Below are 13,938 nucleotides of genomic sequence, written 5' to 3'. Positions count from 1 at the left end.
CCATGGGTAGATTTGCTCTGATCATTTTAGTGGTCGTATTAGGGGTTGGTTTTTCATCTTTAATGGTTGTTAACGAGGGTGAGCGCGCGATTGTGTCTCGTTTCGGTAAAGTCCTTAAAGACGATGAAGTCACTAAAGTGTTTGCTCCAGGCTTACATTTTAAAATTCCTGTTGTTGATAAAGTACGTTATTTAGATGCACGTATCCAAACGCTTGATGGCGCAGCAGATCGTTTTGTGACTTCTGAAAAGAAAGACTTAATGGTTGATTCGTACGTTAAGTGGCGTATTCATGATTTTGAAAAGTATTATCTTTCAACTAACGGTGGTATTAAAGCCAATGCTGAAAGCTTATTACAAGCTAAAATCAACAACGATTTACGCACCGAGTTTGGTCGCCGTACGATTAAAGAAATCGTATCGGGTAAACGTGATGAATTGCAAACTGATGCATTACAAAACGCCTCTGAAAGCGCTGAAAATTTAGGTATTGAAGTAGTTGATGTGCGAGTTAAGCAGATTAACTTACCGTCTAACGTCAGTAACAGTATTTACCAACGTATGCGTGCCGAGCGTCAAGCTGTGGCAAAAGAACATCGTGCACAAGGTAAAGAACAAGCTGAAATTATCCGTGCGACGATTGATGCAAACGTTACCGTAAAAATTGCTGAAGCCGAACGTAAAGCCCTAACTACTCGTGGTGAAGGTGATGCACTGGCTGCAAAAATTTATGCTGATGCTTATAACAAAGAACCTGAGTTCTACAGTTTCCTTCGCAGCTTAGAAGCCTACAAAGAAAGTTTTGCTGGCAAAAATGATGTGATGGTATTAGAACCAGAAGGTGATTTCTTCAAATACATGAAATCAGCTAACGGTAAATAAGCAACCAGCTAACGCTGATACCAAACCTTAAAAAGCTCGGTTAAACCCGAGCTTTTTTGTCTCTGTAATTCAAACCTGCATTCAATAAAAGCTGTTCTTTGTGAGTAATACCAATCCTTATTAGAATATGACCTATTTTAGGCTCAGTACAATGAAAATGACTGTAGGTGTAGTCCTCTACATTAAAGTCATTTGAAGCAGTAATGGGGGGCACAGCCCCGAAGGGCGAATTTATCAGAGTGATTACTCATTGTTAGCCTTTCTTAACTTACGACTGCATGGATGCAGGAGGTAGAGCAACGCAGGAGCAGTTGCCGAGAACGACTATGTCTTAAAAGGCTGCCTCGAATACCTCACTGATCATTTTCGCTAAAAGAGCAAATTCTAATGCGGATTGGTATAAACAGCTTATTTCGACTGTTTTTACAGCAAAACGTATATAAGTAGTTGATTAGATATAGCAATAAAAAATTATTTTGCAGGAGTTAACCTTGTTTCGATTGTTAAAAAGACGCTGATTTATATGCCTTTTTGAAAAAAATGTTAATATCCTCAACTTAGATGTGTGTTTTCACTATGATCTAGCTCTAATTTTTCGCTATAATGAGCACCGCCTCAAACTATGATTTTAGCGATACCGTTGTGGTTCGCTAAAGTATTGAAATATAAAAATTCCAACACCCTCTGGGAGATAAGTGGATGAGCAATGCGCCAGTCGATACCGGACGTCGCAGATTCCTGACAGCCGCAACCGCCGTAGTAGGTGGTGCTGGTGCCGTCGCTGTAGCGGTTCCTTTCATCAAGTCATGGAATCCGAGCGCCAAGGCGAAAGCTGCAGGTGCGCCGGTCGAAGTAAATATTAGTAAAGTAGAACCAGGTCAGTTAATTCGTGTCGAATGGCGCGGAAAACCGGTTTGGGTCGTTCGTCGTACAGAAGCTGTACTAGAGAATCTTAAATCTCTAGACGGTCAATTACGCGATCCTGCTTCTGAAGAAATGCAGCAACCCGAATATGCTACTAACCCAGCACGTTCTATTAAGCCTGAATTCTTTATTGCAGTCGGTATCTGTACTCACCTAGGTTGTTCGCCTACTTATTTACCTGATTCATTCGGTGAGCAGGTAGAAGGGGTAACATCTGGTTTCTTCTGTCCTTGTCACGGTTCTAAATTTGACATGGCCGGCCGTGTGTTTCAGGGTGTTCCAGCACCATTGAACCTCGTGATCCCGCCACACAAATATGTCGATGACGCTACCGTGCTTATCGGTGAAGACACAGGAGCGGCATAATGGTTAAGAACATTATTGATTGGATTGATGCGCGCATCCCAATGACGGCCACTTATAACCGTCACGTGAAGTCAATATGCGACACCAAAGAACTTCAACTTTTGGTATTTCTTTGGTTCATTAGCGCTTTTAGTTTTAGTTAACCAATTACTAACGGGTATTTGGTTAACCATGAATTACGTACCAACAGCTGAAGGCGCGTTTGCTTCAGTTGAATACATCATGCGTGATGTTGAGTACGGCTGGTTACTTCGTTATATGCACTCTACGGGGGCATCGGCGTTTTTCTTTGTCATTTATATGCACATGTTCCGTGGATTAATCTACGGTTCTTATCAAAAACCAAGAGAGCTATTATGGCTGTTTGGTATGTTGATTTTCCTTGTGCTAATGGCTGAAGCATTCATGGGTTACCTATTACCTTGGGGACAAATGTCTTACTGGGGCGCACAGGTAATTATCTCTTTGTTTGGCGCTATCCCTATTATTGGTGATGACCTTACATTATGGATCCGTGGTGACTACGTTATTTCGGGGGCTACGCTAAACCGTTTCTTCGCATTACACGTTATTGCGCTGCCACTTGTATTAGTTGTTTTAGTGTTCTTACACTTAATTGCTCTACATGAAGTGGGCTCAAATAACCCTGATGGTGTAGAAATTAAAAAGAACAAAGATGAGAACGGATGGCCTATTGATGGTATTCCATTCCACCCTTATTACACTGTAAAAGATATTATGGGTGTAGCGGGTTTCTTAATCGTGTTCTGTTATGTGTTGTTCTTCATGCCTGAAGGCGGTGGATACTTCCTTGAAAAGCCAAACTTTGAAGCGGCGAACCCAATGAAGACGCCAGAACATATTGCACCGGTTTGGTACTTCACACCTTTCTATGCCATTTTACGTGCGATTCCTGATAAGTTATTGGGTGTCATTGGTATGGGTCTGTCTATTGCCGTGTTATTTATTCTGCCATGGCTTGATCGTTGTAAAGTGAAGTCTATTCGCTACCGCAGCATGATCCATAAGATCAACATTGCACAATTTACTGTGTCGTTCATTATTCTTGGTTATTTAGGTGTGGTTCCTGCGACTCCTGAGCTGACTATTGCGGCACGTATTTTCACTTTCACTTACTTTGGTTTCTTCGTAGCCCTATGGGTTTACAGTAAAAATGAGAAAACAAAAGAAGTACCAACGAGGGTGACACACTAATGAAAAAGTTATTAATTGCATTAGTTACTTTGTTGCCATCTTTGGCAATGGCAGCAAGTGGGCATAATGTTCACTTAGAAAGCGCTAACGTTAAGTTACATGACAAAGCGTCATTAGAACGTGGCTTGGATTTATTCCAACAATACTGTTCAGGTTGTCACAGCACGCAATATCAACGTTATGAACGTGTTGCTGCAGATATCGGTATTTCAACCGATGATATGCGTAGCAAATACATGCTTAACGATGCCAAAATCGGCGATTTAATGGAAAACGCAATTCCAACCGCTGATGCTGCAAAATGGTTTGGTGCAGCACCTCCAGATTTAACGCTGGTTGCTCGTGTACGTGGTGAAGACTGGGTATATTCATACCTTAAAGGTTTTTATGCTGATGAGACTCGTCCATTTGGCGTAAATAACACAGTGTTCCCATTAGTGGGTATGCCACACGTATTACAAGACTTACAAGGTCTTGCAGTAAAACAAGAGGATGGCACTTTTGTTACCACTGGTGGCAAATTGACAACAGAAGAGTATGACCAAGCAGTGCGTGATATCACGGGCTTCTTAGTTTATTCAGCTGAACCTGTACAGTTAGAGCGTAAAGCTTTAGGTATGTGGGTACTTGGATTCTTGTTTATTTTCTTCATCATTGCGTATTTGTTGAAGAAAGAGTACTGGAAAGATGTACACTAGCTATCAATAACGGTTATTATACATTATCCGCATATTGTAAACGGGGGCTTAGCCCCTCGTTTGTTTTGTTTTTTTTAGATTCTGGAGGGTATCAATGGCTGTTGCTGCCAACAAGCGCTCTATCATGACACTTTTTTCTGGTGCCGATGATTTATATAGTCACCAAGTACGTATCGTATTGGCTGAAAAAGGGGTTACTGTTGATGTTTTACAAGTTGACCCAAGTGAAATGCCTGAAGATTTACTTGAAGTCAATCCGTACAACTCAGTACCGACTTTAGTTGATCGTGAATTAGTGTTGTACGAATCGCGTATTATTATGGAGTATCTGGATGAGCGTTTTCCGCATCCTCCATTAATGCCAGTATATCCGGTATCTCGCGGTCAAAGCCGTTTGATGATGCACAGAATCGACACCGACTGGTATGCGCTTGTTGAGCGTATCCGTAACGGTGACAAAGCTGATGCAGCGCGTAAAGAGTTAACTGAAAGCTTAGTTGCTTTAGCCCCTGTATTTGCAGAAATGCCTTATTTTATGAGCGAAGAGTTTGGTCTATCTGACTGCTACTTAGGCTGCATTATTATGGCGTTTACCTGTATTAGGCATTAACTTAGATCCTCGTACAGCAAAAGAAATCAATGCTTACATGACACGTATTTTTGAACGTGAATCATTTAAAGCATCATTAACTGAGGCTGAGCGCGAAATGCGCATGGGCATGTAATGAAACCAATAACACCTAATCGTCCGTATTTATTGCGTGCGTACTATGAATGGTTGATGGATAACCATTTAACGCCGCATGTTGTCGTGGACGCTTTTGTTAAAGGTACCCAGGTTCCACAGCAATTTGTTAAAGACGGTCAAATCGTATTAAACATTGCAACTGGAGCAGTGGCCAATCTTCACATGACTAACGATGCTGTAGAGTTTAATGCGCGTTTTGGCGGAGTACCGCAAAACGTATTTTTACCTATGGCTTCAATCGTTGCTATCTATGCCCGTGAAAACGGCGCGGGTACGGTGTTTGACATGGAAGATGCTTACATGATCGAAGATGAACACGATGAGCTTTCATCTGTGCCTTCATCTATGAAGTCAGTTGAAGAACCTTCAACAACGCCTGAGACGACTAAGTCGACCCGTTCAGACGACAAAGCTAAACGCAGAAGTCACCTAACAGTGGTTAAGTAATTGACAGCCGTTAGGACATAAAACCAGTCGCAAGGCTGGTTTTTTTAAGCTAAAAAAGGCTTGTGAGATCGATAATGTTATTGATGATTGATAATTATGATTCATTTACGTTTAATCTTGTTCAGTATTTTCAAACTCTCGGACAGGAGATTGTGGTTAAACGTAATGATGAAATCACGGTTGCGCAAATTGAAGCATTAGCGCCAAGTCATTTGGTTATTTCACCTGGCCCTGTACTCCTAACGAAGCAGGCGTTTCGCTGGCAGCCATTAAGCACTTTGCGGGTAAAATACCCATCTTAGGTGTGTGTTTAGGCCATCAAGCTATCGCACAAGTATTTGGCGCAAATGTTATTCGTGCTAAGCGTGTTATGCATGGTAAAACCAGTTTAATTGAACATAATCAACAAGGGCTCTTTAACGAGCTAACATTGCCACTTCAGGTCACTCGTTATCATTCTTTATTGATAGACAGTATGCCGCAAGGATTTCAACTTGATGCGTGGTTTGATGACCCTGTGCACGGCCGAGAGATTATGGCCATGAGTCATCGAGCACTGAATTTATACAGTGTGCAGTTTCATCCAGAATCGATTTTAACCCAGCAAGGCCATGAGTTACTGGCTAACTTTTTACGTGTTTAATGCCATCAAAATCGTATTTTATGTTACAACTTCAGTCCTTCACCACCGACCAATCTATGATATAAATAGCGCTTAAAATAATAAAAGGGATGATCATGACCAGCATTTTGCGACATTTTGCCATTAGTGCAGTTTCTTTAGCCATGATAAGCGGCTGTGCGGCCACTGTCGATTCGGCACCAGCAACAACGGTTTCAAGCACCAAGATAACCGTACCACTCGCGTCTCCGCCAAAGGCAGAACAAGCGTTAACACTCAATCAAATTATGGCTAATCCAGATTGGATGGGAATATTTGCGCGTGGCGCTTATTGGAGCGATGACAGCCAGTCAGTTTATTTTAGTCGCCAGGCTCACCAAGCGCCGATACGTGATTATTACCAGCAGAATATTACAGCCACAACTGCAGAGCAGCTTGAGCTGTCTCAGTTGCATTTAGCTGATCAACGAAATGGTGTTATTAATTCAACTAAAAATAAAAAAGCCTATATTTATCAAGGCAATGTTTTTGTAAAAGATTTACAAAGTGGTAATGTTAGTCAGCTTACTCGTCAAAATGATGCCATTGATGGGGTCCGTTTTTTGAATAATGGTGACTTGGCTTACTGGCAAGGCAATAACATTTTCCGCCTACATCAAGCCACTGGAATGGTTGAGCAAATTGCCGCTATCCAAATGGTTAATGAACCGCAAAAAACGCAAGATCCAAGCAGTTATATTGCCAAGCAGCAGCATAGACTGACCGACTACGTTACCTTACAGCATAACAATGACAAATCACGTGAACAATACCGTGAATCATTGGCTAAAGCAGACCCAACATTTTCAGCTCAGCCTTGGTATTTAGGCGACAGTGAAACCATTTCTGAAATGAGCCTGTCACCCGATGGTCGTTATGTGATGCTGGCGCTGACCGATAAAAATTATACCTGGCGAGCAGAGCACGACATCATGCCAAATTACCTGGGTAAAGATGGCTATATTGATGCTGTGCCTGCCCGTGCTCGTGTGGCTGAAGATGCCTTTCCTGGGCAGCGTCTCGTGCTGCTTGATTTAGCTGAGCACACTAAAAAAGACATCACAATCGAAGGCCTAACGGGTTTTGATGAAGATGTATTAGCCAGCGTTAAGGCTGAAAACGCCAAAGCTCAAGGCGATAGTTATAACAGTGAAAAAGCCCCACGTTTAATTCAACTCATGCAAGATTGGGAGTGGAGCCAAAGCGCCATGCAATGGCGAGATACGACTAACCAATTGATAGTCATGCTTGAGGCGGTTGATAACAAAGACCGTTGGATCGCTCGAGTGGATTTACAAAAAGGCAAACTTGTAACCGAGCACCGTCTTCACGACGATGCATGGGTTAACTATAACTACAACCAATTTGGTTGGGTAACGGGCACTGACTCGGTTTACTATTTGTCTGAAGAGTCAGGTTTCTCACATCTATATATTAAAACGGCAGCAGGTAAAGTCAGTGCGCTGACCAGCGGAAAATTTGTGGTTGATAATGTGACCTTGTCACCCGATGGCAAATACCTCTATTACCGTGCAAACAAAGATCATCCCGGTAGCTATAATGTGTACCGAGTTGAGATTGCCTCAGGTAAAGATGAGCAGCTCACACAATGGTTTGGCACGCTAGATTACAGTTTAAGCCCTGATGGACAGGCACTATTGTTAACAGCTTCAACAGGAACTCACCCTGATGAGCTTTATATCCAAGCCATTGGTGGGGAAATCAAGCAGCTGACGGATTACACCAGCAATGAGTTTAAGCAATACCCTTGGCAAATGCCGCAAGTTGTCGCAGTACCTTCAAACCATGGTGCAGGTCAGGTCTATGCTAGAGTGTATTTACCGCAAGGTTATGATGCAGAGCAAGCTGATAAATACCCTGCAGTAGTGTTTAACCACGGCGCGGGTTATTTACAAAATGCCCATTATGGTTTTTCAGGCTATTTCCGTGAATATATGTTCCATAACTTACTAACACAGCAAGGTTATGTAGTGATGGACATGGATTACCGCGGTTCTAAAGGCTACGGCCGTGACTGGCGCACTGCGGTTTATCGCAACATGGGCCATCCTGAAGTGGAAGACTTAAAAGATGGTGTGGCTTGGCTGGCAATGAATGCCAATGTCGATGCTCAGCGCGTAGGGACTTACGGCGGCTCATACGGTGGCTTCTTAACCTTTATGGCATTATTTAATGAGCCAGAATTATTTCAAGCTGGGGCTGCGTTACGCCCTGTAACCGACTGGGCACATTATAATGCGCCTTATACTGCTAATATTCTAAACACGCCTGATATCGACCCTATCGCTTATGAGCGCAGCTCTCCAATAGAGCATGCTCAAGGGTTGCAAAAGCCGTTGTTGATTATGAGTGGCGTGCTAGATGACAATGTGTTTTTTCAAGACAGCGTGCGTATGGTGCAACGGTTAATTGAGCTTGAAAAACCAATGTTTGAAACCGCAATTTACCCAGTCGAGCCGCATGGATTTGTGCAGCCTTCAAGTTGGTTAGATGAATACCGTCGTATTTATAAACTATTTGAACAAGAGTTAAAATAACGACTCTAGCTTCAATTTATTAAATAAATACCTATTAAGGCTTTCTTTGGAGAGCCTTAATTTTTATGATTGACTCAAAATAGTAATCAAGGAAAGTGTTGAGTGGCAATATCTGTAGCGGGTGGCGTTAGGCTCGGAAAAGTCATCGAAATTGAACGTCGCCTCTACAATCAAATTATTGTGGGCAAGCAACCTATGAGTTCAATGCTTGATGAATTAAATACTGAGATCGAAGAAAGTGCCAATAAACTTGATATTGAACGTAAAGCGTTAAAGCTGCGTATCGAAAAACAAGTTAAAGAGCGTCAAATCTATCTCGAGGTATCAACTCATTTAACTCAGACCGTAAAAAATACGATTGAACACAAACTGGCGTTACCTCAGTCGATTATCGACTCATCTGGGATTACTGAAAGTCAGATATTGTTGTTAGATTTATTGCTAAGTTCAGATCTAAACTTAAACCGTTTACGGCTTATTATTGAAGATAATAGCTGGTTATGCCATGATTTAATTAACTTAATTAATAGTCCGTCATCGCGCCACAGAAGACCGAAAAATGGCGATGTGAAAGTGACCGATATTAAATTGGTATTAAATTATATTGGTTTAGAAAACCTGCGAACACTGATCCCATACTTTTGCCTACGTAATTGGTTACCCTCAGGCAATACTCATTTACTTTGGATTACACGTAAATTGTGGCGTTATAGCATCATGAGTGCCATCGCCGCCCAAACCTTGGCTCAGCTCCATAATAAAGAACCCAGCCTAACGTATACTTGCTCGTTAATGTATCAGTTTGCGACCTCAATTATGCTAACCCAAAGCGGACGTATATTTGATAAAACCTGGGGAACATGGCTGCGTGAGGCCAGTCAAAGTCGAGATAAACAAGTCTATGATGCGATTATGGCGACGGAGTTTCCTGCTGAAGTTATTTTCAATCAGGTGATGTTGCACGCTCATACATTAAATTGGCAATTGCTTAATTTACTCAAGTTTGAAGATTCTAAAATTACGCTGGTGCTTAAAGAACTTGACCAAGATTATCACTTTACTGAGCTTTCGCCTGATGCCGCCATTGTGGCTAAAGCCAGTTGTTATGCCAAAGTGTTATTATTAGAAGAGCAACAACTTATCGACCCACAAGAAAAACGTATTATGTTTGATTATTACGAGTTTTCTACCCAAGAGTTGTTGCGATTAAAAGCACAGAACTTTCGTAAACTCGATTTGTTGTAAATCAATTTTTATCCGTAAAATAACAAATGTTAAAATTGTGTAGTTATTCACTTTTGGTGAATAGCTACACAAAATCTACTCAAATAACTTTTTTTATGACTATTTATGCTTGATATCCCCCCAATAAACGCTTTGTTTAGTCATTATTTTCAATCTTTATGCATAATAGTATGCTGCCTTGCAGAAGTTAGCTGTACAGAACTGGTATTTTGATCACAATTTCGCTAATAATGTCCCATAAATAACACAAGCTTCCGCCGATGCACTTACAGAATATAAAGCAAACAGCGGAAACAGCGGCTTTCAAGCTGCCAACAACCTGAAGGATGAAATGCAATGAGTCTAGAAATGAATCTAACCCGTGCCCAATTCGATGAAGTCATGGTGCCTAATTATGCGCCTGCCGCAGTTATTCCAGTGCGCGGTGAAGGTAGCCGAGTGTGGGATCAAGAAGGTAATGAATTCATCGATTTTGCCGGTGGTATTGCAGTTAATTGTTTAGGTCATTGTCATCCAGCATTAGTCTCTGCTTTAAAAACACAAGGCGAGAAGCTGTGGCATCTATCAAACGTGATGACAAATGAGCCAGCACTTGAGCTTGCGACTAAATTAGTTAACTCAACATTTGCCGAACGTATTTATTTTGCTAACTCTGGTGCCGAGGCAAACGAAGCTGCACTGAAATTAGCTCGTCGTTATGCTTTAGATAACCATGGCGCAGACAAAGACCAGATTATTGCCTTTGATAAAGCGTTCCACGGTCGTACATTCTTTACTGTAACTGTTGGCGGGCAAGCTGCTTATTCTGATGGTTTCGACCTAAGCCACAGAGTATTACGCATGTACCATTTAATGATATAGCGGCTTTAGAAGCGGTTGTGTCAGATAAAACCTGTGCCATCATGCTTGAACCACTTCAAGGCGAAGGTGGGATCATTAATGGCGACCCAGAATTTTTGAAAGCGGTTCGTCGCCTAGCTGACAAATACGATGCGTTGGTTATTTTTGATGAAGTGCAAACTGGTGTTGGTCGTACAGGTGAGCTATTTGCTTACATGGGTACCGACATCGAGCCTGATATTTTAACCAGTGCCAAAGCATTAGGTGGCGGTTTCCCTATCGCAGCAATGCTAACAACAGCTAAAGTGGCTGAGCATTTAAAAGTCGGCACCCATGGTTCAACTTACGGCGGTAACCCATTAGCCTGTGCTATTGGTAACGCTGTGATGGATGTTGTTAACACCAAAGAAGTATTAGATGGCGTTAAACACCGTGAACAGTTATACCGTGATGGTTTAGCGGCAATTAATGCCAAGTACAACGTATTTAGTGAAGTACGCGGTAAAGGTTTGCTATTAGGTGCAGTGCTTAACGAAAAGTACCAAGGCCGTAGCCGCGAATTTTTAGTTGCTTCAGTAGCCGAAGGCTTAATGTGCTTGATCGCTGGTGCTAACGTGATTCGTTTTGCACCATCATTGGTGATCCCTGAAACTGATATTGCAGAAGGCTTAGCGCGTTTTGAGCGTGCAGTAGCAAAAGTAGTAGCAGGTTAATAACTAAAAGAGTCTGGCATTCTTTTAGTTTGGGTTCGCCATCTTACAGACCGCGCTGGCTTTATTTGTCAGTGCCGTCTGTGAGTGGCGCAATGAGGAGATTAAGATGTTAATCATACGTCCTATCCGTGCAAGTGATTACGATGCACTCTATAGTATCGCAGTTGAATCAGGCCACGGTTTTACATCTTTACCAGTAAACGAAGAGTTACTGCGTTCAAAGATTGCTAGGGCAGAGGCATCTTTTACTAAGCAAATTAATAAGCCTTTTGACGAAGGTTATTTAATGGTGCTTGAAGATACTAAAACCAATGAAGTCGTTGGCACTTGTGGTATCGAAGCTGCCGTCGGTATGGAAGATGCTTTTTACCATTACCGTTTAGGCACTGAAGTTTATCACTCTTCGCAAATTTCTGTCCGTAATGAAGTTGAAACGCTGACCTTATGCCACGACTACACTGGTGCCGCTGAACTGTGTACCTTATTTTTAAAAGACACATACCGTAAAGGTAACAACGGCCGCATGCTGTCACGTTCGCGCTTTTTATTTTTGGCACAACATCGTGAACGTTTTGGTGAAACTGTTATAGCCGAAATGCGCGGCGTGAGCGATGAACATGGTGACTCACCTTTTTATGAGTGGTTAAAAAATCACTTTTTAGGCATCGACTTTGTTGAAGCTGATTATCTATCTGGCTTAGGCAAAAAAGCCTTCATGGCCGAAATGATGCCTCGCAACCCCATGTATGTTTGTATGTTGCCTAAAAAGGCACAAAAAGTGATTGGCGAAGTCCATAAAAATACCAAACCGGCACTGCGTTTATTACAAGCTGAAGGCTTTAAATTTCGCAATTACGTCGACATTTTTGATGGTGGCTCAACGGTTGAATGCGCCCTGAATGATATACGTTCAGTAAAGAAAAGCCGTTTACTCACTGTGAAAATCGACAAAATGCCACATGCCGATCACCATTATATTATTTCCAACACTTTGCTTGCGGATTATCGTGCATCTGCCGCTAAATTGTTGGTCTCTGATGAACACGATAATGTTGTGCTTAGCCCTGAAATCGCAGCTGGTTTACTGGTTAGCGACGGTGAGCAAATTCGTGTTTTAGCAATGTAGGAGCAAAAAATGACACAATATATTCAAGGCCAGTGGTTAACTGGCGAAGGTCATGATGTTAATTCAACTAACCCCGCCAATGGCGAGGTTATTTGGCAAGGTAAAACAGCTACACCAAGTCAGGTCAATGCTGCGGTCGATGCTGCAAGAGCGGCTCAATTTGATTGGTTTATGCTGGGTTATGAAGCCCGTTTGGCCATTGTAGAAGCGTATCGTGCACAACTAGAAGCTAATAAAGACGAAATCGCCGAAACCATCGCCCAAGAAACCGGTAAACCACAATGGGAAACGGCCACAGAAGTGGGTGCCATGATGGGGAAAATTGGTTTGTCGGCCAAAGCCCATGACAAACGTACCGGCACCGAAACTAACGAGTTGCCTGCTGGCCGCGCCGTATTGCGTCACAAGCCGCATGGTGTAGTCGCAGTATTTGGTCCTTATAACTTCCCTGGGCACTTACCTAATGGCCACATTGTACCGGCATTACTGGCTGGTAATACAGTGGTGTTTAAGCCGTCTGAACTCACGCCTAAAGTGGCCGAGTTAATGCTTAAATGTTGGGACAAAGCCGGGTTACCTCAAGGTGTTGTTAACTTGGTTCAAGGCGAGGTCGAAACCGGTAAAGCACTGGCTTCTCACCCGCAAATTGACGGGTTATTCTTTACGGGGAGTTCGCGTACTGGCCATATATTGCATCAACAATATGCTGGCCACCCAGGTAAGATTTTAGCCTTAGAAATGGGCGGTAATAACCCGCTTATTGTTAAAGGTGTTACCGACACTAAAGCTGCGGTGCATGACATTATTCAATCTGCGTATATTTCGTCAGGCCAGCGTTGTACTTGTGCTCGTCGCTTATACGTTGAACAAGGAGCACAAGGTGATGCATTAATTGCTGAGCTTGTTAACGCCATTAAGCAAATCAAAGTGGGAAGCCTTGGAATGCACAGCCGCAGCCATTTATGGGCTCGATGATTTCTGAAACTGCAGCCCGCGGTATGGTTGCTGCACAAGCAACATTGCAATCGCTCGGTGGGGTATCACTCATAGAGTTAACCCAAGTAGAAGCAGGCAAAGGGATTGTCACTCCAGGGTTAATTGATGTAACAGATATTGAAGAGCTACCGGATGAAGAATATTTTGGTGCGTTATTGCAACTTGTTCGTTACAGCGACTTTGACCAAGCAATTCATTTAGCTAATGCGACTCGTTATGGTTTATCTGCGGGCTTATTAGCAGACAGCCGCGACGATTATGACTACTTTTTAGCACGTATTCGTGCAGGTATTGTTAACTGGAACAAGCAAATCACAGGTGCATCTGGTGCAGCACCGTTTGGCGGTGTGGGCGCATCGGGTAACCACCGTGCAAGTGCATTTTATGCCGCTGATTATTGTGCTTACCCTGTGGCGTCAATGGAAGCCGACGCTGTTAGCCTACCTGCGACTTTAAGCCCTGGTTTATCAATTTAATCTGATAAGTCCATCGCATGATCCGTGCTGGCGAGTGTATTTTC

Annotated in this window: 7 protein-coding genes and 5 pseudogenes; all 12 read left to right on the top strand. The window is 42.6% G+C overall.

The window, feature by feature from the left end:
- The first annotated feature begins 2 nt into the window (after positions 1–2).
- Complete coding sequence (gene hflC / locus N4T56_RS16155; protein WP_261733947.1) at positions 3–881, top strand: protease modulator HflC; 879 nt, start codon at positions 3–5, stop codon at positions 879–881.
- Positions 882–1,580: 699 nt separating this feature from the next.
- The gene (gene petA / locus N4T56_RS16150) at positions 1,581–2,171 is read left to right on the top strand and encodes a ubiquinol-cytochrome c reductase iron-sulfur subunit (protein WP_160052628.1); all 591 of its coding nucleotides are present in this window, start codon (positions 1,581–1,583) and stop codon (positions 2,169–2,171) included.
- Positions 2,171–3,386: pseudogene (locus N4T56_RS16145) on the top strand (cytochrome b). Before petA ends, N4T56_RS16145 begins: the two are co-directional and overlap by 1 nt.
- The gene (locus tag N4T56_RS16140; protein ID WP_261733946.1) at positions 3,386–4,084 is read left to right on the top strand and encodes a cytochrome c1; all 699 of its coding nucleotides are present in this window, start codon (positions 3,386–3,388) and stop codon (positions 4,082–4,084) included. The pseudogene N4T56_RS16145 and the gene N4T56_RS16140 overlap by 1 nt, the downstream one beginning before the upstream one ends.
- Before the next feature lie 94 nt (positions 4,085–4,178).
- A pseudogene (gene sspA / locus N4T56_RS16135) lies at positions 4,179–4,809 on the top strand (stringent starvation protein SspA).
- On the top strand, positions 4,809–5,279 hold the full coding sequence (locus N4T56_RS16130) for a ClpXP protease specificity-enhancing factor (protein WP_261733945.1): 471 nt from the start codon (positions 4,809–4,811) through the stop codon (positions 5,277–5,279). The pseudogene sspA and the gene N4T56_RS16130 overlap by 1 nt, the downstream one beginning before the upstream one ends.
- Positions 5,280–5,353: 74 nt before the next feature.
- A pseudogene (locus N4T56_RS16125) lies at positions 5,354–5,922 on the top strand (anthranilate synthase component II).
- 95 nt (positions 5,923–6,017) lie between these two features.
- A complete protein-coding gene (locus N4T56_RS16120) occupies positions 6,018–8,498 on the top strand; it encodes a S9 family peptidase (protein WP_261733944.1) in 2,481 nt (826 codons plus the stop codon).
- Between the two features lie 102 nt (positions 8,499–8,600).
- The gene (locus N4T56_RS16115) at positions 8,601–9,743 is read left to right on the top strand and encodes an HDOD domain-containing protein (RefSeq protein WP_261733943.1); all 1,143 of its coding nucleotides are present in this window, start codon (positions 8,601–8,603) and stop codon (positions 9,741–9,743) included.
- Between the two features lie 336 nt (positions 9,744–10,079).
- Positions 10,080–11,296, top strand: a pseudogene (locus N4T56_RS16110) (aspartate aminotransferase family protein).
- A gap of 106 nt (positions 11,297–11,402) precedes the next feature.
- The gene (astA, locus tag N4T56_RS16105) at positions 11,403–12,422 is read left to right on the top strand and encodes an arginine N-succinyltransferase (protein WP_261733942.1); all 1,020 of its coding nucleotides are present in this window, start codon (positions 11,403–11,405) and stop codon (positions 12,420–12,422) included.
- A gap of 9 nt (positions 12,423–12,431) precedes the next feature.
- A pseudogene (gene astD, locus N4T56_RS16100) lies at positions 12,432–13,894 on the top strand (succinylglutamate-semialdehyde dehydrogenase).
- Positions 13,895–13,938: the final 44 nt, after the last annotated feature.

The sequence above is a fragment of the Shewanella phaeophyticola genome (assembly GCF_025398315.1).
GTDB lineage: Bacteria > Pseudomonadota > Gammaproteobacteria > Enterobacterales > Shewanellaceae > Shewanella > Shewanella phaeophyticola.
This window is presented reverse-complemented; position numbering and strand designations above follow the sequence as displayed.